Raw genomic sequence first — 25,231 nt, 5'->3', positions numbered from 1 at the left:
AAGGCGCGACGGGCCACCGCCGCGCCTTCTTCATTCGCGCGCCTCACAGGCGGCGGATCACACCGATGATGGCCAGCAGGATCACCGCGCCAATCAGCGCATGCAGCACGCTGTTGAAGAACGGGCCCATCACGGCGAAGTGCAGGCCGAGCCGCGGCAGCAGCCACCCGGCAAAGAATGCGCCAATGATGCCGACCACGATGTTGCCGATCAGGCCGAAGCCGAAACCCCGCACGATCAAGCCGGCCAACCAGCCGGCGATAGCGCCGATCAACAGGAAAACCAGCAGGCCCTCAACCGCCATCGCATGCTCCTCGCCGTAACGCGTATCTGAAGTATCCACGGCGCGCGTGAGCGCACGCCCAATGCCCGCTCACTCCTTCAGCGCCGGGTCGGCGATGTGGGCAAAGCGTGCATGCCAACGCCATCACGTGTGACAGGGCCCCTTCGCTCTACTATGGTCGCGGCCATGAGCAAGCACGGCACCGGAGGGAGCCGCATGCCCGATGTCGAACGCCCGAGGGGAACGCGGCGGCGCGTCATCCGCCATCACTGGCGACGCATGCTGGGGTGGACCGCGCTGGTGCTCGATCACCTCAAGCCCGTACGCGTATCGCTGCTGGTGCTGGCGGCGGTGGCCATCGTGACCGTCACCGTCGACCAGGCGGCCGAACTATTCCTCATCGCGTTGTGGACCGATCCGAGCCGCGCGCGCTATCTCGGCTTGCTGGCGAGCAGCGCGTTGGCGGGCCTTGCCATGTGGTACGCCGCGCGCAACGCGTACCGCCTGCGCTATCCACGCTGGCCGGCCTTGCAGGACGAGCGCGCCGCCTTCCTGCGTGACTGGTTGCCGCGCTTGCTCGGCGCATCCGTGCCATTGCTGGTCTGTATCGGTTATGTGATTGCGCTGACGCGGTTGCCCCATGGCCCCTGCGTCCTTACCGAACAGTGCATGCAACGCAGCTGGCGAGCGCTGGGGTTGCTGGTGGAATCGGCGGCCATGATCGCCTTCTTCATCATGCGGCGTCGCGTGGCCTACCTGCTCAAGCGTCGCCGAGGCCGCACACGCCCCCATGTCTGGCACCCACGGGAGGCCAGACGCGTGTGGCGGGTGAGCGACCTTGGCCGATGGACCGTGGCCACCTATATCGTCGCGGTGACGCTCAACGTGATCGCCGCGGTCGTGATCGCCTTCGTGCCTGAGTTGCTCGACGGCATCGGTCCACTGGCGATCCTGCTCATCGCCGAGGCCTTCCTCTGCTACACCGGCGGATTGCTGTGCATGATCGGCGACCGGCGCGGCGTGCCATTGCTCAGCATCCTGCTGCTGGTCAGTGCGTCGTTTCATTGGCTGCACCTCAACGACAACCATCACGTGCGGCAGTACCCGGCGATGAGCACGCACGAGCGTCCCGGCCCGCAGCCGCCGGATACGCGCCCGACCTTCGACGCCTATGTGGATGCCTGGCTCACCGACCGTTGCACCGGGCGCCGGCCTTGTCCCGTGATCCTGGTGTCCGCCGAAGGCGGCGGCATCCGCAGCGCGGCATGGACAAGCGAAGTACTCAGCCGCCTCACCGCCATCACACAGCAGGGGCAACCATCCCGTGGCGAACCGCTGTTTGCGCGCTATCTGCTCGCGGCGAGCGGCGTATCGGGTGGAAGCATGGGGCTGGCGGTCTACACCGCCTCTCTCGCACAACCGCAGCCGGTGGAGGCCGCCACGCTGGAGCCGCGTGCGCGCAACATGCTCAGCCACGACTTCCTCGCACCCATGCTGGCGAACGCGTTCTTCGTGGACCTCACCCAGCGCTGGCTGCCCGGCGCATGGATGAATGACCGCTCCCGTGCATTGACCCGTGCGTGGGAATCGGCGGCGCGCCTGGAGGGCATGCCGGCATTCGCGCAACCGTTCTCCGCACTCTACGGACCGGCAGGCACGCCTGCGCTGACCTCTGTACCGGCGTTGTTCCTCAACAGCACCACGGTGACGCAGGGCAAGCGCTTCATCCAGCACCCGTTCAAACCCTTGGCAACGCCACAGCGACAACCGTGGACCGCCGGCTTTGATGGATCGAGCTGGCTGGACCCGCGCGTGCCGTTGAGCGAAGTCGTGCTCAACAGTGCGCGCTTCACTTATGTAAGTCCTGCCGGCACGCTCGAGGCGAACCTGGCCAACCCGCCCGTACCCTCCCGCCTGCAGCTCGTCGACGGCGGCTACTTCGAGAACTCCGGAACCACCACCCTCCTCGAGCTGATGCAGCTGGTGCGCGACAAGGCGAGCCAACGCGGCATTCCGTTGCGCTTCATCGTCATCCACATCAGCAACGATCCGCTGATGAGCGACTTCATCGAGCAACACGACGCCAGCCACCCCATGCCCTTCTACTCCGTCGCCTGTGCACAGGCACCCGGCCGCGTGAGCGGGCCGGTGAGCGGCGAAGCGATTGCGCCAGTCGAAGCCTTGCTCGACACCCGCAGCGCTCGCGGCGAATACGCGCGCGTGCAACTGCTGCACGCCCTGAGCCCGGACCCCGCCCAGCCAGAGAACGGCGACATGCTGTGGCACTTCCGCCTATGCCCCGGCGACTACCCCATCCCGATGGGCTGGACCATCTCCACACCGGTGTTCAGCGAGTTGGGGAGGCAATTGAACCGGTATCCGCTGGATGCCATGGGCGCGGCGCTAAAAACCCAGCTGGCACCCCCGAGATAACCACCCCTCCGTGGGAGCGCACCCTGTGCGCGACGGCGGCGCACAGCGCCGCTGCCCCCCGCGTGGCGAGTCGCGCACAGGGTGCGCTCCCACAACGGAATGAGGCGACCAAGGTGTCGCGCCACCTGAGACATCCCCAGCGCACACTCCCCCCATGGCCGACTCCTTCCTCCCCTGCAGGCCCTCAAGGGTCGCGGCGCCGCTTCCAACCCGGAGGGGCGCTTCGAATCCATTCGCCATCAGGCGGAAGACGACGGCTGGCAAAGCCTGCTGCTCGGCGAACAAGCGCCCCGCCCGCGTACCGAGGTCACGGAAGAACGCGCCCGCAGCGTGATCACCCGCAACGACTCGCCTGACATCCACTTCAACCAGGCGCTGAATCCGTATCGCGGTTGTGAGCACGAACTACGCCGGAAACCTACGTTTGAGTATCGAGTGATTCTGATCACCTTACCTGTGCGGTGCCGCGCAGGACAGGGCCGACGGAATGCCTTAGAGTCTGGGGCCTGTTGGGGACCAGACTCAGGCTCAAGGCGATGAACGAAGGCATTCAGGCGGCGACGGCTACAGCCAGCCATGGCAAATGGGATGCGATAACCAAGGTGATCGGCCCGGTCGATCTGCATTACCATTTTCGATCGAGGCCCCTGCTGAAGTTCTTCGCACGTCAAGACCCGAATCAGAAGACTCGTGTCCTTGAGTTCGGATGCGGCGAAGGCGCCAATCTCTTTGCGCTGCGCGAGCGCTTACCAGGAATGACCGGCCTCGGCGTGGACATCGATCCGCGATCGATTGGCCGCGCCAACGCGCTGGCTACCGAACGCGGCACGGATGGCATGGACTTCGTGTGTGCTGACTCGATGAAAGCGTTCGACTTTGCGCCGGCGAGCTTTGACTATGCGCTGCTCATTGATGTGTTGGAGCACCTGAACGATCCAGGCGCTCTGCTGCTGGACATCAATCGGCTGCTTAAGCCCGATGGCACCATCCTGATCTCGGTACCGACACACCGCTATCCGCGTGTGTTCGGGCGCGAGTTCCACAACGCAGTCGGTCACGTTCGTGACGGCTTCAATATGACCGAGCTGGACGACCTGCTCGGACCGCTTTTCGAAAGAACCCAGTCGAGCTACAACACGGGCCTGCTGGCTGGTGCCGCGTGCGCGGCCTTCTACCGTGGTGTCCCGAAAATCTCATCGCGAAAGCTAGCGATCATAACGATGTTGGGCCTTCACCTCTCCAGGTTGGCCGACTTCTTCAATGGCCCATCTGTTTCCAGTTCGATCTGGGCAGTCTATCGCCGCCGCGCGTAATCATTCGCGTCGCTGAGACGGTATCGGCATAGCCTGCAGGCATGCATGAGCGTGTAGAGTTCGAGTGGGAGTAGGCGACCATGAGCAGGCAGCGGCTCGATCATCCTCGAGCTGATGCAATTGGTGCGCGACAAGGCGAGCCAACGCGGCATCCCATTGCGCTTCATCGTCATCCACATCAGCAACGATCCGCTGATGGGCGACTTCATCGAGCAACACGACGCCAGCCACCCCATGCCGTTCTACTCCGTCGCCTGTGCACAGGCACCCGGCCGCGTGAGCGAGCCGGTGAGCGGCGAAGCGATTGCGCCAGTCGAAGCCTTGCTCGACACCCGCAGCGCTCGCGGCGAATACGCGCGCGTGCAACTGCTGCACGCCCTGCGCCCGGACCCCGCCCAGCCACAAAACGGCGACATGCTGTGGCACTTCCGCCTATGCCCCGGCGACTACCCCATACCGATGGGCTGGACCATCTCCACACCGGTGTTCAGCGAGCTGGGGAGGCAATTGAACGGGTATCCGCTGGATGCCATGGGCGCGGCGCTAAGAACCCAGCTGGCACCTGCGAGATAACCGCCCCGCTGTGGGAGCGCACCCTGTGCGCGACGGCGGCGCCATGCGCCGCTGCCCCCGCGTGGCGAGTCGCGCACAGGGTGCGCTCCCACAACGGAATGAGGCGACCAAGGTGTCGCGCCACCTGAGACATCTCCAGCGCACACTCCCCCCATGGCCGACTCCTTCCTCCCCCTGCAGGCCCTCAAGGGTCGCGGCGCCGCTTCCAACCCGGAGGGGCGCTTCGAATCGATTCGCCACCAGGCGGAAGACGACGGCTGGCAAAGCCTGCTGCTCGACGAACAGGCGCCCCGCCCGCGCACCGAGGTCACGGAAGAACGCGCTCGCAGCGTGATCACCCGCAACGACTCGCCGGACATCCACTTCAACCAGGCGCTGAATCCGTATCGCGGTTGTGAGCATGGCTGCATCTACTGCTTCGCGCGCCCTTCGCACAGTTACCTCAATCTCTCGCCCGGCCTTGATTTCGAAACCAAGCTGCGTGCCAAGAGCAATCTCGCCGAAGTGCTGCGCCATGAACTCGCGCGCCCCTCGTACACCGTCAGCCCCATCAACATCGGCAGCAACACCGACCCCTACCAACCCGTTGAGCGTCGCTGGAAACTCACCCGCGCCGCGCTGGAAGTGCTGGCGGAGTGCCGGCACCCGTGCACCATCGTCACCAAGAACGCCATGGTGGAACGCGACCTGGACATCCTCGCGCCCATGGCGCGCGACAACCTGGTGCAGGTGTTCGTCTCGGTCAATTCGCTGGACAACCACCTTGCCGCCAAACTCGAACCGCGCGCCAGCGCGCCGCACCGGCGCATCCAGGCCATCCGCACGCTGCGCGAGGCCGGCGTACCGGTCGGCGTCCTGGTGGCGCCCATCATCCCCGCACTCAACGACAGCGACCTGGAAGCCGTGCTGGAGCAGGCCGCCGACGCCGGCGCCACCTGCGCTGGTTACACCACGCTGCGCCTGCCCTACGAACTGAAAGCCCTGTTCCGCGAATGGCTAGCGCTGCACGTGCCGCAACGCGCCGGCCACGTGATGAGCCTGATCCAGCAAATGCACGGCGGCCGCGACTACGACAGCGACTTCACCACCCGCATGCGCGGGCAGGGCGTGTTCGCCGAACTCATCCGCCGCCGCTTCGATGTCGCCTGCCGCAAGCATGGTTTCGGAAGGGCACGCGAATTGTGGCTGGACACCACCAAGTTCACGCCGCCGCGCAAGCCGTCGCCGCAGGGACAGTTGTTCTGAAAGAACCGTCGCGACCGCATCGACCTGCCGCACACGCTCGTGACATGAGCTTGTAGCCCACCGCCCTGCCGGATTCCCGCTGCCTTCACCCCGGCAACCCGTCGCCAGGCTGTCGCAACCTATGGCAAAACATGGTTTTTATTGCAGGTGAGAATGGTTTCCATTTAAATTTGCGCCTCTTTCAGCCCGGGGGCGCCCTATGTTTTGCCTTTCCTCCCATCGCCGGGGACGCGGCGTGCTTGTTTTTGCGCTGATCGGCGCACTCGCCCTGATGCCACTCGCTTCCCATGCGTCGGAAGCCGAGCTCAAGTCGCTTATTGCGCAACTTAAACAGCGGCTCGACGCGCAAGACGCCCAGCTGAAGTCGGAAGCGGCTGAGATCAAACAGCTGCACGAACAGACCGACCAGATAGCGGCCACTCAAGGCAAGGCGTCGCCCGCCACGGCGACGCCGGCGCAAACGGCATCGGTAAACCCGGTGTCTGCGGCAGCGCCGATGCCTTCCACCATCGTTGCCAATACACCAGTGGCCAGTTCCACCGCGAGCATGGCGGCAGCTTCTGCTTCGTCAGCCGCGCCCACCGGCGGCAGCCAGAAATCGGATACCTCCTTCGGCGGTTACGGCGAGATCAACTACAACAACTACGTGCACGATGGCAGTCGCACGCAGGCCGACCTGCGGCGCTTTGTGGTGCTGCTCAGCCACCAGTTCTCCGACCGCCTGAGTTTCAACAGCGAAATGGAATGGGAACACGCCGTCACCAGCGCCAGCGATCAGGGTGAAAGCGAGATCGAGCAGGCGTTCCTCAACTATCAGATCGCCTCGGGCGTGAACCTCAAGACCGGCCTGTTCCTCATGCCGTTCGGGTTCATCAACCAGTCGCACGAGCCACCCATGTACTACGGTGTCGAGCGCAACGAGGTGGAGACCCGCATCATTCCCTCCACCTGGCGCGAGGGTGGCATGGGCCTATGGGGCAGCACCAACGCCGGTCTCGCGTGGGACGTGGGCGTCACTACCGGATTCGACGTCGCCAAGTTCGACGACCCCAGCGCACCGCTGCACGCCATCCATCAGGAATTGCAGTTGGCCAAGGCACACGATCTGTCTGTCTATGGCGCGCTCAATTACCAGGGCATTCCGGGCTGGACCATCGGCGGCGGCGTGTTTACCGGCAACTCCACGCACGCCAACGCCGATTACAAGGCCAACCCGGACAGCCCCGATCTGGCCGGCATCAAAGCCCGCGTCACCCTGTGGGACATGCACACCCGTTGGCAACGCAACGGCTGGGATCTTGAAGCGCTCTACACCAGGGGCACCATCGGTCAAGCGGCAAAGATCGACGCATCCATACAGGCATTCAACAACACCAATCAGACAGCGCGCCCCTATGTACCTGGTGCCTTCTACGGTTGGCTGATGCAAGCGGCGTACACCGTGTGGGAGCACGGCGACATGACGCTGACGCCGTTCGTGCGCTATGAGCGATTCAACACGCAGTCGCATATGCCTGCGGGCTTCGCTGCGGATCCCGCGAACGCCGACCACGTCGCCACCATGGGTTTGACGTTCAGCCCTTATCCGCAGGTCGTGTGCAAGGCCGACTATCAGAAGTATCAAGACAACCACAAGAACGATCGCTTCAATCTCGGCATGGGCTACATGTTCTAACCGTAGAGAGAAAACGCGCGACGCGTGTCTGCGCAAAAGCACTCGAGAACACCCAGTAGCCCGGATGCAGCCAACGGCGGCATCCGGGCAACGCAGCGCATCATCAACACCGCAAGAGTGATGAAGGCGCCGTTGCGCTAATGGTGCTCGTGGGTGCCGCACCACCCTCTCGGATTCCCGCTCCGCTTCATCCGGGCTACATGCGCCTCTGTGGCGGCGGAAGGGGACACGACACCGCCGACAGGGGCGGATTGAGTTACATCAACGCGTTTATCGCAAATCGGTGTAGAGACAGCACCAAAGCTCTGTAGGACTATTCCTTCACATCCTCAAAAGCCTGACAAAGCCAGCACCCGCTGACCCAGCGCGTCACTTCCTACCCAGCACGATCAGCAACGACTTGAGCTGTAGCGGCGTCAAACGACGGCCCATATCAAGCAGGCGGCGAAGCTCGGGCGTCAACGGCGCCTCATACCGCGCAGCGACTTCCTGGACACCGCGTTCGCGCCCCTGTCCATCGCCGCAATACAGGTAATCCAGCGTCACGCCAAGCTCTTTTCTCAGCTGGGGCAACACGTGCGCATTCGGAAACTGTCGGCCGTTTTCCCAGTCCGATACCGCTTGCTTGGATAAACCCAGGGCAAAGCCCAATTCTTCCTGCGTCAGGCTGGCGGCTTTTCGTGCTTTTTTGAGTCGGTCACTGAACGTAACCATGCGCGTTTGTGCCCCATCACTCTTAGAACACAAATGTAAGGTTATGCCGCGTCTCTTGTCGTCCGGTTGCCATTGACCCTTAATATCCGCAAATACCAGACTTGCGAAGCCGCCGCGTTCCTACACTCGTCGGCGACTCATCACTCCCTGCACATAGGCATGGGTGGCGAGCACCCCACCGTTCCAAACCTGTTTGGAATAACCGCTTCGTAAGGACACCCCATGAAAAAGACGCTTTTCTCCACCGCCCTGGCCGCCGCGCTCGGCTTCGTTGCCATGCAGGCCTCTGCTGCGGACGGCACCATCACCTTCAACGGTGAAGTCACCGACACCACCTGCACCATCACCGGCGGCGGCGCGGCTACCGGCACGGGCAACATCACCGTGACCCTGCCCACCGTGAGCACCTCGGCGCTGGCGGCGGATGGCCAGACCGCAGGCGACACCAACTTCTCGCTGATCCTTGGCGGTGGCGCCAACTGCACCAACGGCAAAACCGCTGCGCTGTGGATCGAAACCACACAGACGCCGGCGCTCGACGCCTCCACCGGTGCGCTCAAGAACCAGACCGCCGGCGGCGCCGGCAACACGCAGGTGCGCATGGTGAACCCGGCCAACAGCCAGCCGATCAACCTGGGCATCAATGCCCTTGTCACCAACGGCGCCACCGTGATCGCTTCCAGCAACCAGCCGGCCGCCACCATTGCCAGCAACACCGCCACGCTCAAGTACACCGCGCAGTACCTGGCCAAGGGCGGCGCCGCCACCGCAGGCACGGTCAGCACGTACCTGACTTACTCCATGCAGTACAACTGATCCCACGCTGGGCATCAGCGGCAAGGCCGGGCAACCGGCCTTGCCAACCTGTACGCGGTTACTGAGTTACCCAACGTCTGGAAGTTACGCATGAACGTCTTTACTCGAGCCCTTTGTGTCATGGGCCTGGCCCTTGGTGGCCTCGGCACCGCCCACGCGGGCATCACCATCAACGGTACGCGCGTGGTGTACCCCGCCGACCAACGCGAAGTGTCGTTGAGCATGGTCAACGACGGCACGGAAGCACGCCTCATTCAGGCATGGGTGGATGCTGGCGACGCCAGCGAACGCGCGGAAAGCAGCAAGGCCCCTTTCTTGATCACGCCGCCCATGGCGCGGGTGGATCCACACAAAGGCCAGACGCTGCGCATCATGTACACCGGCGCCGCCGAGCCGCAGGACCGCGAAACGGTTTTCTGGCTCAACATTCTCGAGATCCCGCCCAAGCCGAAAGCCGGTGCCGAAGGCGCGGATAACTACATGCAGCTTGCGGTGCGCTCGCGCATGAAACTGTTCTACCGCCCCAAGGGCCTGCCGGGCACGCCGGATGCCGCCGCCGATCAACTGAGCTGGCGCATCGTGCAGCAGGGCAACGGCTACGTGGCGGAATGCACCAACAACACCGCTTACAACATCTCCTTCAGCGACCTCACTTTCAAGGGCGCCAAACAGGAGTCATCGGTGACCAAGGGCGGCATGTGTCCGGCGAAAGGCACAGGCACCTTGCCCGTGACGGGCACACCGGATGCCAGCAACCAACTCGTGGTCACCGTGATCAACGATTTCGGCGGCTTCAACGAACACGAAGCCAGCTATACCCGCTGATCGCCAACGCGGGCCATTCGCAACACGCCGCCATCACCCCGCACCGGAGCACCTGATACAGCCGCCACAACGCATAAAGCCTTGTCGTGTTCCAAAGACATGGCGTGCAGAGCGGCGCGTGACCGCCAAACCCAACCACGTCCGGGTGTCAGTACCCGCCCGGACATTCACAAGCACCTCGAAACCACTTTTCGATGACGCCCGTTCGGCGTCGCGCCAGGAGTGTTTTGCCCGGATTCGGCACCCGCCGCCCCCGATGCGGCTGGCGCCATCAACAGACGAATTGGAAGCGCACATGACCACGCAACACCACCTCCTCTACAAAGACGGCAGCAGGGCGAGCCATGTCACGCTGCTGCGCAGTCGCCGCTTGCCCATGCTCATCATGGCAGCGTTTGGCTCTACGTCGGCATGGGCGGCGCCGGCAGCGCCTGCCGCCGCATCGGGGGCGCTGGAGCCTGCCGCCGATCCGGGCGTGGTGCAGTTCAGCAATGCGTTTGTCGGTACGGGCCAGTCGTCGGTAGACCTATCCCGCTTCGAGCAGGGCACCACCGTGCTACCCGGCAACTACAGCGTGGATATCTTCGTCAACGAAGGCCGCGTTTCACGCCAGGACATGACTTTCCATGCCGTTGACGGCCTGAAGAACGCGCAGCCCTGCTTTACCTACGCCGAGCTGGTGCAGATGGGCGTGGATATCAGCACGCTCGATCCCGCCACCGTCAACCCGCAAAACGTCTGCATCGCCATCAGCGCGGTCAGCCCCGAGGCTACCGCCAAAATGGACATGGGCGAGCTGCGCCTGAATGTGTCCATTCCGCAGGCCTCGCTGCTCAAGCGCGCGCGCGGTTACGTAAGTCCCGACCTGTTGGACCAGGGCGAAACCGCCTTTCTGCTCGGCTACACCGTCAACGCTTACGCCATCAACCAGAGCAGCAGCGGTCCGCGCAGCAGCGGCGGTAACGCTATCAGCACCGACGGCACGCCCGTACAGGTGCAAAACAGTGCGTACTACACGCCAACGGGCAGCGGCACCTACACGCCGAGCACCAGCGGCAACTACATGCTCAGCAACAACGGCACCTACGTACCCGTGCAGGTCGGCAGCTATACGCCGGCCACGAGCAGCGGCTACCACTACAGCGACATCAACGCCTACGTCGGCCTCAACCTTGGCTTGAACGTGGCTGGCTGGCGCATCCGCAGCGTGGAAACCGCGCAGTGGGACCAAAACACCGGCCACACCACCTGGCACAACTTCAACACCACCGCCACCCACGACATCACGCCGTGGAAAGCCCAATTGACCCTCGGCGACAGCTACACCCAGGGCATCCTGTTCGACACCACGCCGTTCCGTGGCCTTACCCTGTACAGCGACGACCGCATGCGGCCCGACTCGCAGCAGGGCTTTGCGCCCGTGGTGCGCGGCGTCGCCAACACGCAGGCCCGCGTGGAAGTGCGCCAAAACGGCAACCTGCTGTACGAAACCACCGTGGCGCCCGGGCCCTTCGTCATCAACGACCTGTACTCCACCGGCTACGGCGGCGACCTGCAGGTCATGGTGTTTGAAGCCGATGGCACCGTGCACAGTTTTACCGTGCCGTACTCCGCCGTGCCCATGCTGCTGCGTCCTGGTGTCAGCCGCTGGGCCATCACCGATGGCCAGGTGCGCAACACCTCGCTGCAAAACGGCATGCCCTACTTTGTGGAGGGCACCTATCAGCGCGGCATCAACAACTGGCTGACGCTCTATACGGGTGCGCAGTCCACCTATCGCAACCTGTATCACGCCTACCTGGGTGGCGCGGCCATCAATACGCCGGTGGGTGCCTTCGCGCTGGATGTCACCAACTCGCACACCACCTTCAAGGGCGCGGGCGCCTCGCAGTCCGGCTACAGCACCCGCCTTTCGTACTCCAAGGCCATCGCCACCTCCGGTACCACCTTGGCGGTGGCCTCCTACCGCTACTCCAACGGCAACTACCTGTCGTTGGGCGACGCCGTGCAAACGCAGGATCTGCTGACCTCCATGGCCAGCAACCCCAGCAACTGGGCCGCGCCCAGCCTGTTGCGCTCCAAACAGCGCGTGCAGGTCACCATCAACCAGGACTTTGGCGGCAAGTACGGCCAGCTGTACTTCAACGGCTCGCGCAACACCTACTGGAACGGCATACCCAATGCCACCACCTACCAGCTTGGTTACAGCAACACCTTCAAGCGGGTGAACTACGGTGTCACCGCCAGCCGCACCTATAGCTACAGTCCCGCGCTGCGGGGCAGTCGCTACGACAACCAGGTCGGCCTGAATATCTCCATTCCACTGGGCGGCCCCTCGGCCCGCAACGTGCCCATGCTCTCGGCGATGGTGTCGCACGACGACGTCATGGGCAACAACGACCGCGTAGGCATCAACGGCTCCTTTGGCGAGCGCAGCCAGTACAACTACAACGCCAACGTTAACTACGCCGACCACAGCAACGACAAAACCACGGCCAGCGGCAACTTGGGCTGGCAGGCGGCGTACGGCAACCTCAACGCTGGCTACTCGTACAGCAGCCACTACCAGCAGGGCTCCGTAGGCGCGTCGGGTGGCGTGGTGGTGCACGGCGGCGGCGTCACGCTGGCCCCGCAGATCGACCTCACCAGCCCGGTGGCCATCATTGATGCGCCCGGCGCCGAGGGTGCCCGTGTCTCCAGTAGCGGCCAAGCCAAGATCAACAGCCAGGGCTACGCCGTGGTCACCAGCCTCACGCCATACCGCATCAACGACGTCACCTTGGACCCCACCGGCGCCTCCATGGACGTGGAGCTGCAAACCACGCGCCTGCAAACCGCGCCGCGTGCCGGCGCCGTGGTGCCGCTCAAGTTCGACACCGTCAGCGGTCGCGCGGCGCTGATTCGCGCCACCCAGCCCAATGGCGAGGTGCTGCCGTTTGGTGCGGAAGTGATCGACGCCAGCGGCAACAGCGTGGGCACCGTGGGACAGGGCGGGCAGATGTTCGTGCGCGGTGCGGAAGACGGCGGTGCGCTCACCGTCAAGTGGGGCGACAGCGAACGCGAACAATGCAAGGTCAATTATCAGTTGCCGGCGCGGACGAAGGGCCGGGCATCGAGCCTGGAAAGCGCTGATGCGGTGTGTCGCTAACTACGGAATTTGAACTTTCCGCTTCAGTTTTCGCGCAATGAGGATATTGATATGAAATTCTTTAACGCAAAACAACCTCGGCGCCGGGGCTTCCTGTTGCAGCTGATGGCGCTCGTGTTTCTTCTCGTTGGTTCGAGGGGCGCATGGGCGGGTTGTACAGGAGGCAATCAGACAATCAATTTGACCCTTCCATCGACAATCACTGTGCCACGCGATGCTCCAGTGGGCTCGTTACTGACAAGCTGGGTGTATTCGCCGGCGGCAACCGATTACTACAATTGCGGTGGCTATAGCCCTGACATCACGGGTATACGCATATATGCCGGCTCGTTGTTTACAGCTGACTCTGGGCTTAGAGCAAATACGGCTCCGGTGTTCAAGACCAATGTACCTGGCATCGGCATTGCCATTGCCGGCAATATTTATATTTCTTTTGGTTGTATGGGAGGGTGGGCGGGATGGCAGTACTTGATGGCGCTCCCTAAGATTACGGGGTACACCTGCACCGGCCAGGCGGGTGTGAAGGGAGGAGGGCAGGTGGCTATAGCCCTGGTCAAGACAGCCGCTGCTGTTTCTACGGGAGGAACGGTAACTGGAGGGCAAGTGAGCTACATCATCCCGATAGTCGCGAACACAGAGCAGTCGAGCCTGCGCAACTTCTATGTGATCAATCCCGTCACGATTGTTCCGTTGGCCTGCACCACACCGGATGTCATTGTGCCGTTGGGTACGCATTCAGCGAGCGAAATGGCTTCGGTGGGCGCAACTACGGCGGCAGTCAGTTTCAACGTCAGTCTCAACAATTGCCCTGCAGGCCTCGGTACAGGTGTTGAAGGTCTCAATTCTGTCAATCCAGCGATCCAGTTTCGTATCGATCCGGCAACCACGGTAGTTAGTAGCGCACAGTCAGTCGTGGCCCTAGATAGCAGTTCAAGTGCAGCGGGCGTAGGTGTGCAGTTGCTGGATGGCAATGGCGCGGTGTTCCCTTTGGCGACCTACAAAATGGCCAGCGGCTACGACACGACCGCGGGCGGAAGCTTCACTATTCCTCTTAAGGCGCGCTACTACCGTACGGGTGCCGTCAAGCCTGGCCCGGCCAACACCTCGATGACCTTCACCATGCTCTACCAGTAACCCGGAGCACGTAGCCCGGATGAAGCCAACGGCGGAATCCGGGGCAGCGCGGCACACCACCCACGCCACCGGAGTGACGCAGCGCGGGGTGCGGGTGACGTTGGGTGGGTGCGCATCGCCCTCCCGGATTCCCGCTGCGCTCCATCCGGGCTACTGGCTAAACGTCCCCGCGTCATCTTCTCAACGACTGAGAGGTAAGCATGCGCCTTCTTGCCTTGATGCTTATGCTATGCGCCATGGCTGGGCGTCCTGTCGTGGCGCAAGAGGGTTACTACGGACTAACGCCGCTCGCTATCCGGCAGGTCGGCAAAGCGCCGGTAGCCTGCCTGGCTCCCGACGATGAACCTTTTACCCTGGCAGCCGTTGCGGTGGTGGGCCTTGATGACATTTGGCCACCTCGTCCATGGGCGCTGACTCTTCGGGACGGGGCCATGCCAATCACCGTAAAGCCTGGGAAATGCGTGAGCTATCGCGCGAATCTGGTTGGCTATAAACAAGTGGGTGGCGATCGCCATTTAGAGATAGGCGAAACCTACGCCTTTACGATGCGGCGCACGGGAGAAGACCAAGACCCGGGACACGCACTACGCGTCGGTCTGTTTTGCATTGAACAGTCCGCAGGGAAGGCCCGCCAATTTCTGCCGTATAACTTTCATGCAGACGGCAGCGTCACTTATCCACGCTGCGGCAAGTACGTGGGGCGAAAGGCGGCGCCTGACGGCGTTATCCCCCACGATTATCCCGCGCCCCTTCGACAACCAGCCTCCTAACATGGCCCGCGTTCGTTCATGGCGCCGAGAAACAGGGTCAGGCTCACCTGACAAGTAGCCCGGATTCCCCTGCGCTTCATCCGGGCTACTTGCTACCCAACCGCTGCCACCGCCCGGCGCATTTGCCCGGGATAGGCCGCCTGCTATCGTCGGAGCCGTAAGGTCCGCTTTCGACCCGAAGCGGACGTTAGTAAGCGCTTTAGGCTATCTGGTCGCCATCAATACAAAGGACAGCAATATGACCGTCGTTATCAAGTACACCCAAGGTTCGGGCCCCACAGAAGTTACGATTCGAGGCTGTTCTTCTGAAGCTGACGGCATATCGCAATTTTGGGCAATGCCTCAAACTAGGAATAATTCAAAGACAGCAATTGTTAGCGTGAGGTCTTACTGAAAGGGTCAAAGAATAGGTAGAAGCCCGGTCAAGGCATCGAGATCATCACCGGTTTTAGAAGCCACTTTATCCCGACTGCCGATGAGCGCGTGCAGTACAAGCAGCTCATCCTGCCGGATCGGGAATAACCAGCCACCGATACACAGAGGAAGATGCTAAATGCGCACTGTCTCGACGCCGCCACAAATCGGCGAATTCCAGGTCTGCGATGAATGTTTTCACGAGCGACGCGACCAGATGTTCGAGCACACGTTCAATCCCGGGATCGGCGAGACGTGCGCGCTTTGCAACGCCTTCCAAGACGCGCGACCGGGCGACGCTCTGTACAGCCCTCACCTCTTTAGTTTGACGGAAGCGGCTCAGGAAATTAGCCAGGCCAAGGGGGCCGGGCCCACCACGGCAGCCAGCGCAAAATTTGCTGGCAAACTGTTGGCGAACACGACGGTCATAGCGGCCAAGTTGGGCTGGAAATTCGCGAAGGAGCTCCCCGTGATCACTGCCAAAATGGCCGCAGAAGTGGCCAAAGAGGCGGCCAAGAAGTGATGATGGCAAGCTGCCGTCCCAGGTCGAAATTAGGATTCGGTGAATGAGTAGATATGAAGAGCTGGCCCGTGAGGAGCAGCGGCTGGCGACCACCTCGGATGCTGCTGCCCGCGCCGCCAACATTGCCCTGCACGAGCTCGATATGAGCTTGCCTGGCACATCGGACCATGACCAGAAGCGTCGGGAATTTGAGGCGGCCAGAATCAGATTTGCCGAGGCCAGTAGGCTGTGGGAGCAGGCGAAAGCCGGACTCGATGCTCATGTCCGCACCGAGGGAGGGGCCCAGTGACGCCCTGCCCACGACGAAGATCTTGCATGCCCGGTGCTGCCAGGTCGCCTAGTTGACCTGCGATCAGGCCGATATCGGTCTGAGTCGCTTATTCCCTAAGGTCCGCTTTCGACCCAAAGCGGACCTAAACGGGCGCGAATCTGAGGAGTCTGGCTTAGAGCGGCTATCTCAATGCCATGGGGTTGCAGCACGTAGCCCGGATGGAGCCAACGGCGGCATCCGGGGTAGCGCGGCGCATCACCCGTGCGACCGGGGTGTTGTAGGGCGGAGCGGGGTGTCGCTTCCCCGGATGAGCCGATCCACAAACTGTCCATCGGCTATCCACAGGCTTTACACATAGATCGATTGCGTGAAAATGGGGGCGGTCCAGACTGTCGGTTGTCGCCTTTCGCGACTTACCGGAGGATTCCCCATGAAGACCAAGACGTGGTTGTTGACGATGACGGTGGCGTGCTTCGCCACCACGGGGCTGGCGACGGCGGCACCCGCGCCGCATGACATGAATGGCATGGCGCAGACGGCGCCTGCCGCCACGGTGGCGGCGCCCAAGCTGCAGGCCGCGATGCGCCAGCTGTGGCATGGCCATGTGGTGCATACCCGCGAATACGCGATGGCCGTGCATGCGCATGACGCGGCAAAGGCCAAGGCCGCTGAAGAGGCGGTGGTGGCGAATGCGAAGCAGATTGCCGATGCCGTCGGCGGTTTCTATGGCAAGCCCGCGGGCGAACAGACCTTGCAGTTGCTGGCGGGCCACTGGGGCGGCGTGAAAGCGCTGACCGAAGCCACTGCCGCGAACGACAAGGCTGCCGAGCAGAAGGCGATGAACGACCTCAATACCAACGTCACGGCGATTGCCAAGTTCTTCTCGGGTGCGAACCCCAACTTGCCCGAAAACGCGGTGCAGGGGCTGTTCGCCGCGCACGTGGCGCATCACGCCACGCAGATCCAGCAGATCATGACGGGTGACAGCAAGGGCGAGCAGGCGACCTGGACGGCCATGCAGGCGCATATGAACACCATTGCCGACGCGCTGGCGGCCGGTATCGCCAAGCAATTCCCGGACAAGGCGAGCTGAGCCATGGGCGCGCTCGGGCAACTCGGCGCCACGCAGCAGCGTCTATTGCGACAGCTGTTGAAGGGCGGCGAGGGTGGCACGGTGGAAGCGCTGTGCGATGCCTTGCGCATCACGCACAACGCCGTGCGCCAGCACCTGAGCGCGCTGCTGGCGCGCGGCTACGTGGAGCGCGCGCAGTCGCGTCCCAGCGGTGGGCGGCCCCTGGCGTGCTATCGGCTTACCGAAGCGGGGCACGCTTTGTTTCCGCGCAACTACGGCACCATCGCCACGGCGCTGCTGGCGCAGTTGCAGGTGCGGCTGGGAACGGCCGACGTGGAAAAACTATTGCGCGACCTCGGCGAACAACTCGGTTCGAACGAGGTCGCGCCGCCGGCATCGGCGCCACCGGCGGACGTGGTCAGGCAGCTTGCGCAGCAACTCGATGCGCTGGGCTACGAAGCGTTGCCGGTCAAGCACGGTGAGGAATGGCAGGTGGAGGCGTTCAACTGCGTCTTCCACGCGCTCGCGAAAGCGCATCCCCAGGTGTGCAAGTTCGACCTGGCCTTCATGGAGGCAGCGAGTGGCCGCCGCATCCATCACATGGAATGTATCGTGCGCGGCGGCAAGTGCTGCCGGTTTCGCGTGGGCACGCCGGTATCGGCAGAGGACGATCGCGACACGCATTGACCGTGCCCCGCTCCCGCTCAGGCCGGGTTGGCGATGAAGGGGTGTGGACGATGCGCGAGGCCACGCCAGCCGCGCCATGCCAGCCAGCCGAGCACCGCGAACAACACGGCCCACGCTCCGGCGAACCAGACGAGGTATTGGTGCGTCACCATCCCTTCGGTATCGAGCATGGGGATGAAGATGCTGGTGGAGAACAGGACATAGCCGAACACGCAAAGCCCCGCGCTGGGCCAGCGGCCCAACGGCCGGCCGCCGATGACCGATACGATGAAGGCGGAGAGGAAGGCGGCACCGCCGCCCAGGGTCAGCAGCATGGCGCACACACTGAGCGCGCCCGCATGCAGCAACACCGCCGCCATCAGCCCCAGGATCAGGAAGCCGGTCATCGCCGCGATCGGGGGCAGCAGGGAGGCGCACAGCAACCGGCGCTTCACCCGCGTTGCGTCGCCCAGGCCCGGCAGCAGTGCGAGCAACGGCAGTTCCGCGTTTTGCTTTGCCCAGCGTTGCATGAGCTGGGCGATGGGCATGATGGCCATCATGCTCCCGCCGAAACCCGCGCCCCACATCAGCAAGCCGGTCAGGCTGCTGTGGACGAAGTTCTCGCTGAAATGCCCGGGGTTACGCTGCGCCGCCTGGCTGCCAAGCTGCAGCACGACGATCAGCGCCGATCCCAAGACAACGCTTAGTTGAAGCAGGCGGCCGGCCACGGTGAGTGGTGCGAACAGGCCGCCAAGGCCAATGCGCAGGCTGAGCACCGGGTAGGCGGGGCCGCTCTGGCGCAAGGCCAGTCGGGGCCGTAGCCAGGCCGGGTTGCGACGGACCTGGGTGCTGGGGTCCAGGCCCGCACCGCCCCAACTGCCCCAGCCGCCACGCCATCCCGTGCGGAGCTGCATCAGCACGGGCGTGCAGTCGTAGGGTTGAGCGGAGCGCATGATGCGGCGCCAGCACACCAGCGACGTGACGCCGAAGACCAGCGTCAGCACGCCGCAAAACGGCGCAAACGCCGAGTCGACTGGCCGGGGCAGGTGGAGCACCGGCTGCAGGATGTTGAACGCGGCGGGGAGCATCCAGACGAAGAAGCTCACGGTGCGCGGCAGCAAGGCCATGGCCAGCCCCGAGGCAACCGCCGCGGCCAGCGCGGCCATCACGTTGAGCATGTAGCCGCCCGTGCCGCCGATCAGCAGCCCTGGCACGAGCACCAGCAATGTGCCGTACAGCAGCACCGCGGCGGATGCCTCGCGTTCGAGCCGGGGCAAGCGCATCTGCCTGCCATCTATGGCGAGCAACAGGCAAGGCGAAAGGCCGAAGGCAACCAGCATGAACACGCCAAACGACAGCAGCATGGCGGTGACCGGCGCCCAATAGGCATGGCCTGGGCCGCGCATAGTCAGGGTGGCCACGGCCACGGTACCCGCCGCCAGCAGTGCACTGAATACCAGGATCATCCAGCGCGTTGGCCTGCGCATGGCGTGCCAGGGCGCGATCCATATCCCGTGCAGGTTCATCCGGCGATCTCCACGAAAAGATCTTCCAGCCCCAGTGCATCCAACCGCACGCCCGGCAGGCGGGACGCCTCGGGCCACCGCCCGTTCGCATCGCGCTCCACCACCAGGCTCAGGCTGCCGTCGTCATGGCGGTGGCGGCCCAGCACGGCCGACGGCGCGGCAGCCGACATGGCGGCGGGCATCCACAGGCGTGCGAAGCGTTCCTTGGTCTCGTCCACGGCACAGTGCAAGAGCAGCTTGCCGTCGTGCAGGAAGGCGATGTCCGAGGCGACGCGTTCCAGGTCCGAGACGATATGCGTGGAGAACAGCACGCTGGTGCCCGCCTCGCCGGCGCGCAGCGCGATCTCGCGCAGCAGTTCGCGGCGCGCGACCGGATCAAGCGCCGCCGCGGGTTCGTCGAGTACCAGCAGCTCGGGACGCGAAGCCAGCGCGCGGATCAGGTCCACGCGTTGGCGTTCGCCCGGTGAGAGCTTGCCGAGCAACTTGTCCGGTGCAATCTGCCAGCGTTCGAGCGTGGTTTTCGCGAATGCAGCATCCCAGGTGGGATAGAAGCGCCCCACGTAATCGAACATCTGCCGCGCGGTGAGCCATGCGAGTGCTTCGGGCTGTTGCGGCACATACGCCATGCGCGCCTTGGTGCGGTCGGAGAGCTTCAGGGCCGGCTCGCCGAACACCGTGCACTCGCCCGTACGCGGTGGCAGCAGGCCCAGCATGGCGCGGATCAGCGTGGACTTGCCGGCGCCGTTGCGGCCGATCAGGCCCAACACGTTGCCCGGTTCCAGCGCGAGGTCGACGCCGGACAGCACCGCGCTGTCCTCGTAACCATGCGACAGGCCGCGAACGGCCAGGGGGGCGGTATCGTTGTCGTGGATGGATCGCAGTACGGCATTCATCGAAACATTCCCTCGCGTCAGACGCTTGTCGGATCCGGGCGGTCCCCGCCGCCGGTCATGCGAAAGGCCAAAGCCCTTCGCGTAAGCTCATTCGTCCAGCAACTTGCCCAGCCGCCGCAGCACCGTGTCGGCAGGCAGTTCAAGCTCGCGCGCCTGGCGCGCCAGTTCCTGCAGCTGCGGCTCCAGCAGCGCCATGCGCTGCGTCGGCGTGGCGCTGCTGCGCGTGGTCGCGGCCACGGCCATGCCCTTGCCGCGCAGCCGTTCCAGCAGGCCGTCGGCCTCGGCCATGCCGTAGGCGCGCGACACCGTCATCGGGTTGATGGCGTGAAAGCCCGCCACGTCACGCACGGAAGGCAGCAGCTCGCCGGCCACCAGTTGTCCACTGGCAATCAAGCGACGCAGTTGTTCCACGATCTGCCGATAGATCGGTTCGGCAGAGATGGGCTGAATGGCAAACATCGAGGCATCCATGTGTATTAATACAACAATACACGTGGGTCACATGCAATAGGCCGGACGGCAGGGGACAAAAAAAGCCGCCGGTGCGGACACCGGCGGCTTGGTGGGGAGCCCCTGCGGATTACTTCGACGGCGGCAGGTACTTCTCGAACCACGTCAACGCGCGCTGCAGCACGTCGCGCTGGTGGTCGGGGTCGACGAAGTGATGGCCTTCGTTCGGATACACCACCAGCGAGGTCGGCACGCCCTGAGCGCGCAATGCGTGCCAGTACTCGAACGATTGCGGTGCCGGGCATTCGGCGTCGCGGTCGCCCACCACCACCAGCGTCGGCGACTTGGTCTGCTTGATGAAGTTGATCGCCGAGCTCTTCGCGTACACCTGCGGGTCGTCGTATACCGACGCGCCGAAGAACGGGATCATCCACTGGTCGATCAGGTTCTGGCCGTAATAGCTCTGCCAGTTGGCGATGCCGGCGCCCGCGACCACGGCGCGGAAGCGCTGCGTCTGGGTGGGGATGAACATGCTCATGAAGCCGCCGTAGCTCCAGCCGGTCAGGCCGAGCCGCTTGTCGTCCACCGGCAGTTTCTTCTCGATGGTGTCGATGCCGGCCAGGATGTCGCGCAGGTCGCCGTGGCCGAAGTCCTTGCGGTTGGCCTGTACATAGGCCTCGCCCTGGCCGAAGCTGCCGCGCGGGTTGGGCATGAACACGAAATAGCCCAGCGCGGAGAACGGCACGCCGCCAAAGCCCACGCCGGGCCAGCGCGGCATCACCGCGCTCGACGGGCCGCCGTGCACGGTGACGATCATCGGGTACGACTTGGCCGGATCGTAGTTGGCGGGATACAGCAGCCAGCCCTGCACATGGCGGCCTTCGCTATCCCACTCCACCGATTCCGCCTTGCCCCAGCCGGGCTTGAGCGCCGTGTTGATGTGGGTGACAGCCGGCGGCGGCGTATCGGCCAGTGCGCCGGCGTGCACTTCGGGCGCCTGGGCGTAGCTGCTCTGCACGAACGCGACCTTGGCCTGATCCGCCGACAGCGACAGCGCCATTTCCGCGCTGCCATCGCCCATGCTGGCGGGCAGGGTGAACAGCGTGCCCGCTTGCGTGGCCTTGCCCGCATCGACGTCGTAGCGCACGACCTGGCTCTGGCCGTTGGTGATCTGCGCCACCACCATCTGCTGTGCGTTCGCCCATGCGAACCAGGCAGGTGTCACGCGCGTGCCGGGCGTGAGGTTCACCGGCTCGCCGCCGTTGACCGACACCGCGTAGAGATCGCCGCCGGTGGCGCCCTGGTCGCTCATCAGGCCGCCGATGAAGGCAATGCGCTGGCCATCGGGCGACCAGCGCGGCAGGGCCATCTGCAGGCCATGCAGCGAACCCTTCACCGTCGATGGATCGAGGATCTCGGTGGCTTTGGCGTCGGCTGTGGCGTTCTGCACGTAGAGCCGGGCCAGCCACCAGTTGTTGTCCCCTGGCGGACGGGCCGCGGTGTAGGTGATGCGCCGGCTGTCCGGCGACCAGGCGAACTCGTAGGCGTAGATGCTTTCAGGCGTGAGCAGGTGCACGGCGCCGCCCGTGGCATCGACGGTGGCCACGCGCTGCACTTCCAGTCCGTCGACGCCGATCTCGCCCGAGGCCGGCTTGGCGGCATACACGGCGCTGGCGCGGCGGGTGCCGTTGGGCACGTAGAGGAAACCCAGCGATTTGCCGTCCGGTGACCAGTTCAGATCCTGTGCCACGCCGGGCAGCGATGCCATGTGCTTCACCGATTCCCTGACCTGCGTATCGGCGATCAGCAGATCCTTCTGCCGCAGGTTGCCGCTGGCGCAGCTGGAAAGAAAGGCGAGGTGGCGGGAATCCGGCGACCAGGCCGGATCGGTTTCGTTGCAGTCGCCGGCCTTCGGCATCTCGATGCGGCGTGCCTCGCTGCCGTCCGCCTTGGCTACTTCAATGACGTCCTTGCCATCGATACGCACCACCCAGGCGAGCTGGCTGCCATCGGGCGACAGCTGCACCGCGCTGATTGCGTGCACCTTGCCCAGATCGGTCAGCAGGTTCTCGATACGTGGATCGACGCTGGGGGCGGCGTGAAGCGCCGGGGCACCTGCGGCCACGAGCAGTGGCAGCAGCAGACGGGCAGGGTGTTGCATGGCGAAACCTGTCGTGGAAGATGAAACCCCACGCTAGCAGGCAGCGCATCCGCCCGCCAAGACGCCTCAGCGCGGGGCCGGCGCCTGCGACTGCGATTGCGCGTCCAGATAGTGCTTGGCAATCGTGCGTCGCACGATCTGCTCGAACTGCGCCGTGGGCTGGCCCGACTCGCGCCTGCACAGGCCGGCGATGTTGCGGCCGATCTGGATGGGCGTGACCAGCAGCCCCCAGGGAAAGCCCCACCAGCCGAGCGTGGCGCAATACAGCGTGCTCAACAGCTGGTCGCGCCGCCCGCAGCGGCGGCAGCACACGCTGCGTCGCGTGTTCCACTGCGTCATCAACACCAGTGAATGCACGCGGTGGTGCTCATGCACGTCGATGGTGCCGTCCTTGCGCTTGCACTTGGGACAGGCCGACGCGCGCCACTCCGCGACGTGGCGCTGCAGGACGTCGGCCGGCACGCGGTCGGCCATCTGGTGCAGCGGGTGCGAGCGGGCGCAGGCCGCGCTGCAGTAACGACGTCCTTCCAGTGTCTGGCCGCCGAACAGGATCGACTTGCCGCATTGCTGGCACGAGCTCATGGTGTTCCCCCCGGATATCCCGCGGCAAAACTAACCGGTCCGCGTGCGTGCTCCCATCGTCCGGACGGCCGTCTGGACAGAAACCGGGGAAGCTGCTGTGGCTCAGCGGGTGGTGGCGGGTGCGACCCGTGCACGCGCCGCCGCCTGCTGGCGGGTCACCTGCACCGCGGCGAGTTTGGCCTTGATCGCCGGCATGGCCGCCAGGGCGGCGCGCTCACCTTCCAGGATGGCCTGGTCGCGTTGCTCGAAGTCGGCCGCGCCGATCTGGTTCACCTTCGGGCGGATCACCACGTCCGCGCGAGCCAGCTCCTGCTCGCCGAGCTTCTGGCCCATGATGCTGATGGACTGGCCAACAATGCCCAGCATGCCCTGCGGGTTGGTACCGCTGGCCTTGCTGGAGATATCCACCGCAATCACCACGTCCGCACCCAGCTGGCGGGCGGCGTCCACCGGCACCGGACTGACCACGCCGCCGTCGACGTAGTGCTTGCCGTTGATCTCCACCGGCTCGAACACGCCGGGCACGCTGCTAGATGCACGCACCGCCTGGCCCGTGTTGCCGCGCACGAACACCGTGCGCTGACCGGTTTCCAGCTGCGTGGCCACGGCGGCGAACGGCACATTGAGCTTGTCCAGCGGCCGGTTCTTCACCTGCTGGTTCACGTAGTCCTGCAGCTTCTGTCCCTGCACCACGCCCCCGGAGAACAACCGCACGTCGCGGATGCTGGTCTGGTCAAGCGCGCTGGCGGTTTCCTGCAGCTGGAACGCGTCCATGCCGCTGGCGTAGAGCGCACCCACCACGCTGCCCGCGCTGGTGCCGGACACCACATCTGGATGGATGCCGTTGGCCTCCAGCATCTTGATCACACCGATATGCGCAAAACCCTTCGCCGCACCGCCACCCAACGCCAGGCCGATACGCAGCTTCACCACCGGCGGCGGCGCGATGGGCGCAGGCGGCGGGGTGGGCTTGGTGCCTCCGAAGCACGCGCAGAGCGCCAGCGTGGCAAGCAAGGGAAGGAGTGAACGGATGCGGCGGGTGGACGTCATGTCGGTGATGGAGAAGGTGGGTGAAGGGTTTGCCGGCCGGTCCGTCGGTGGCGGGGTGTTGGTGCGGGGCGAGTGTACGACTGGCTGGGGGCGCGGTGATGGCGGAATGGGGTGTGTTGTTGGGCGGCGGTCAGGTGGGGCTGTTGCGGGCGTGGCGGTAGTGTTTTGGTGAGTGTTGTCAGGTGGGGCGAGGAGGGGGCTGGGGTGAGGGTTGCCACCTGGCCTCACTGCTTCGTTCTTTAGCCGTCATCCCGGCGTAGGCCGCACGAGCGTGAAGCGCGCGGAAGATTCGGCGGGCGATCTCCGCGTTCTAGCCGCACCCTTCCTATCCGTCATCCCGGCGCAGGCCGGACAAGCGCGCAGCGCGCAGAACGCCCGTAGGGCGGCCCCAAAGGGGCGAGCGTAGCGAGTCATCCAGTAGCGTCAGTGGTCGGTTGTCGCCTCAGGCCTTCCCGCGGCCTGGCCGCCTACGCGGCGGGCGTTCCGACCTCCTGCCGGAGGCCGGGTCACTTTTCTTTGCTTGCCCAAAGAAAAGTAACCCAAAGAAAGGGCCCCCCGGATGAGGCGCCTTCCGGGCCTACGGCCCTGCAGGTTCGCGGCCGGGTTCCGGGCTTTTCGACGGGGCTCCTGCCCCGACGAAAAGTGCCAGGGATCCCTCCCTGGCACCCCTGCGGGGCCTGATCTCCACCCGCCC

Annotated in this window: 22 protein-coding genes; 14 read left to right on the top strand and 8 right to left on the bottom strand. The window is 64.3% G+C overall.

Annotation, left to right across the window (positions count from 1 at the left end; translation table 11 throughout):
* Positions 1–43 precede the first annotated feature (43 nt).
* Positions 44–304 carry a GlsB/YeaQ/YmgE family stress response membrane protein gene (locus HY57_RS03230; RefSeq protein ID WP_019464014.1) on the bottom strand — a complete coding sequence of 87 codons (261 nt, stop codon included), beginning with the start codon at positions 302–304 and terminating at the stop codon, positions 44–46.
* A gap of 195 nt (positions 305–499) precedes the next feature.
* On the opposite strand from HY57_RS03230, the gene HY57_RS03225 reads away from it, so the two are divergent.
* The 5 genes from HY57_RS03225 to HY57_RS03205 all read left to right on the top strand — a co-directional run bounded on the left by HY57_RS03225 (position 500) and on the right by HY57_RS03205 (position 7,522).
* On the top strand, positions 500–2,716 hold the full coding sequence (locus HY57_RS03225; protein ID WP_158407919.1) for a hypothetical protein: 2,217 nt from the start codon (positions 500–502) through the stop codon (positions 2,714–2,716).
* A gap of 536 nt (positions 2,717–3,252) precedes the next feature.
* A complete protein-coding gene (locus HY57_RS20735) occupies positions 3,253–4,029 on the top strand; it encodes a class I SAM-dependent methyltransferase (protein ID WP_019463508.1) in 777 nt (258 codons plus the stop codon).
* Between the two features lie 114 nt (positions 4,030–4,143).
* Positions 4,144–4,602 (top strand): hypothetical protein, encoded by a 459-nt coding sequence (locus tag HY57_RS03215; RefSeq protein WP_038579300.1) that lies wholly within the window; start codon positions 4,144–4,146, stop codon positions 4,600–4,602.
* A gap of 153 nt (positions 4,603–4,755) precedes the next feature.
* On the top strand, positions 4,756–5,847 hold the full coding sequence (locus HY57_RS03210; protein ID WP_019464190.1) for a PA0069 family radical SAM protein: 1,092 nt from the start codon (positions 4,756–4,758) through the stop codon (positions 5,845–5,847).
* 235 nt (positions 5,848–6,082) lie between these two features.
* Positions 6,083–7,522 (top strand): hypothetical protein, encoded by a 1,440-nt coding sequence (locus HY57_RS03205; RefSeq protein WP_019464191.1) that lies wholly within the window; start codon positions 6,083–6,085, stop codon positions 7,520–7,522.
* A gap of 369 nt (positions 7,523–7,891) precedes the next feature.
* On the opposite strand, the gene HY57_RS03200 is transcribed toward HY57_RS03205, so the two are convergent.
* Positions 7,892–8,236 (bottom strand): helix-turn-helix domain-containing protein, encoded by a 345-nt coding sequence (locus tag HY57_RS03200; RefSeq protein WP_019464192.1) that lies wholly within the window; start codon positions 8,234–8,236, stop codon positions 7,892–7,894.
* Positions 8,237–8,458: 222 nt separating this feature from the next.
* On the opposite strand from HY57_RS03200, the gene HY57_RS03195 reads away from it, so the two are divergent.
* From HY57_RS03195 to HY57_RS03160, 9 genes are all read left to right on the top strand, one after another.
* A complete protein-coding gene (locus tag HY57_RS03195; RefSeq protein ID WP_019464193.1) occupies positions 8,459–9,052 on the top strand; it encodes a fimbrial protein in 594 nt (197 codons plus the stop codon).
* 90 nt (positions 9,053–9,142) lie between these two features.
* On the top strand, positions 9,143–9,877 hold the full coding sequence (locus HY57_RS03190; protein ID WP_038579296.1) for a fimbrial biogenesis chaperone: 735 nt from the start codon (positions 9,143–9,145) through the stop codon (positions 9,875–9,877).
* 295 nt (positions 9,878–10,172) lie between these two features.
* Positions 10,173–13,025, top strand: coding sequence for a fimbria/pilus outer membrane usher protein (locus HY57_RS03185; protein ID WP_019464195.1), 2,853 nt, complete (start codon positions 10,173–10,175; stop codon positions 13,023–13,025).
* A gap of 51 nt (positions 13,026–13,076) precedes the next feature.
* Positions 13,077–14,159 carry a fimbrial protein gene (locus tag HY57_RS22035; protein WP_235186608.1) on the top strand — a complete coding sequence of 361 codons (1,083 nt, stop codon included), beginning with the start codon at positions 13,077–13,079 and terminating at the stop codon, positions 14,157–14,159.
* 200 nt (positions 14,160–14,359) lie between these two features.
* Positions 14,360–14,929 carry a hypothetical protein gene (locus HY57_RS21490; protein ID WP_144240761.1) on the top strand — a complete coding sequence of 190 codons (570 nt, stop codon included), beginning with the start codon at positions 14,360–14,362 and terminating at the stop codon, positions 14,927–14,929.
* Between the two features lie 553 nt (positions 14,930–15,482).
* Positions 15,483–15,866, top strand: a complete 384-nt coding sequence (locus tag HY57_RS03175; RefSeq protein ID WP_019464197.1) for a hypothetical protein — start codon at positions 15,483–15,485, stop codon at positions 15,864–15,866.
* Positions 15,867–15,909: 43 nt separating this feature from the next.
* On the top strand, positions 15,910–16,155 hold the full coding sequence (locus HY57_RS03170; protein WP_019464198.1) for a hypothetical protein: 246 nt from the start codon (positions 15,910–15,912) through the stop codon (positions 16,153–16,155).
* A 412-nt stretch (positions 16,156–16,567) separates the two neighbouring features.
* A complete protein-coding gene (locus tag HY57_RS03165; RefSeq protein ID WP_019464199.1) occupies positions 16,568–17,230 on the top strand; it encodes a hypothetical protein in 663 nt (220 codons plus the stop codon).
* A gap of 3 nt (positions 17,231–17,233) precedes the next feature.
* A complete protein-coding gene (locus HY57_RS03160) occupies positions 17,234–17,896 on the top strand; it encodes a helix-turn-helix transcriptional regulator (protein ID WP_019464200.1) in 663 nt (220 codons plus the stop codon).
* Positions 17,897–17,913: 17 nt separating this feature from the next.
* On the opposite strand, the gene HY57_RS03155 is transcribed toward HY57_RS03160, so the two are convergent.
* From HY57_RS03155 to HY57_RS03130, 6 genes are all read right to left on the bottom strand, one after another.
* Entirely contained in the window at positions 17,914–19,401 is a 1,488-nt protein-coding gene (locus HY57_RS03155) for a hypothetical protein (protein WP_019464201.1), read from the bottom strand.
* Positions 19,398–20,294 carry an ABC transporter ATP-binding protein gene (locus HY57_RS03150; protein WP_019464202.1) on the bottom strand — a complete coding sequence of 299 codons (897 nt, stop codon included), beginning with the start codon at positions 20,292–20,294 and terminating at the stop codon, positions 19,398–19,400. Before HY57_RS03150 ends, HY57_RS03155 begins: the two co-directional genes overlap by 4 nt.
* An 87-nt stretch (positions 20,295–20,381) precedes the next feature.
* Positions 20,382–20,765, bottom strand: coding sequence for a GntR family transcriptional regulator (locus HY57_RS03145; protein WP_019464203.1), 384 nt, complete (start codon positions 20,763–20,765; stop codon positions 20,382–20,384).
* Between the two features lie 109 nt (positions 20,766–20,874).
* Entirely contained in the window at positions 20,875–22,905 is a 2,031-nt protein-coding gene (locus HY57_RS03140; protein ID WP_019464204.1) for an alpha/beta hydrolase family protein, read from the bottom strand.
* Positions 22,906–22,971: 66 nt separating this feature from the next.
* Entirely contained in the window at positions 22,972–23,487 is a 516-nt protein-coding gene (locus tag HY57_RS03135; protein WP_019464205.1) for a hypothetical protein, read from the bottom strand.
* Positions 23,488–23,589: 102 nt separating this feature from the next.
* Positions 23,590–24,537, bottom strand: a complete 948-nt coding sequence (locus HY57_RS03130) for a patatin-like phospholipase family protein (RefSeq protein WP_019464206.1) — start codon at positions 24,535–24,537, stop codon at positions 23,590–23,592.
* Positions 24,538–25,231: the final 694 nt, after the last annotated feature.

It is taken from the genome of Dyella japonica A8 (genome assembly GCF_000725385.1).
Lineage (GTDB): Bacteria > Pseudomonadota > Gammaproteobacteria > Xanthomonadales > Rhodanobacteraceae > Dyella > Dyella japonica_C.
The sequence above is the reverse complement of the archived record's forward strand: the minus strand, read 5'-3'. Positions and strand labels throughout refer to the sequence as shown.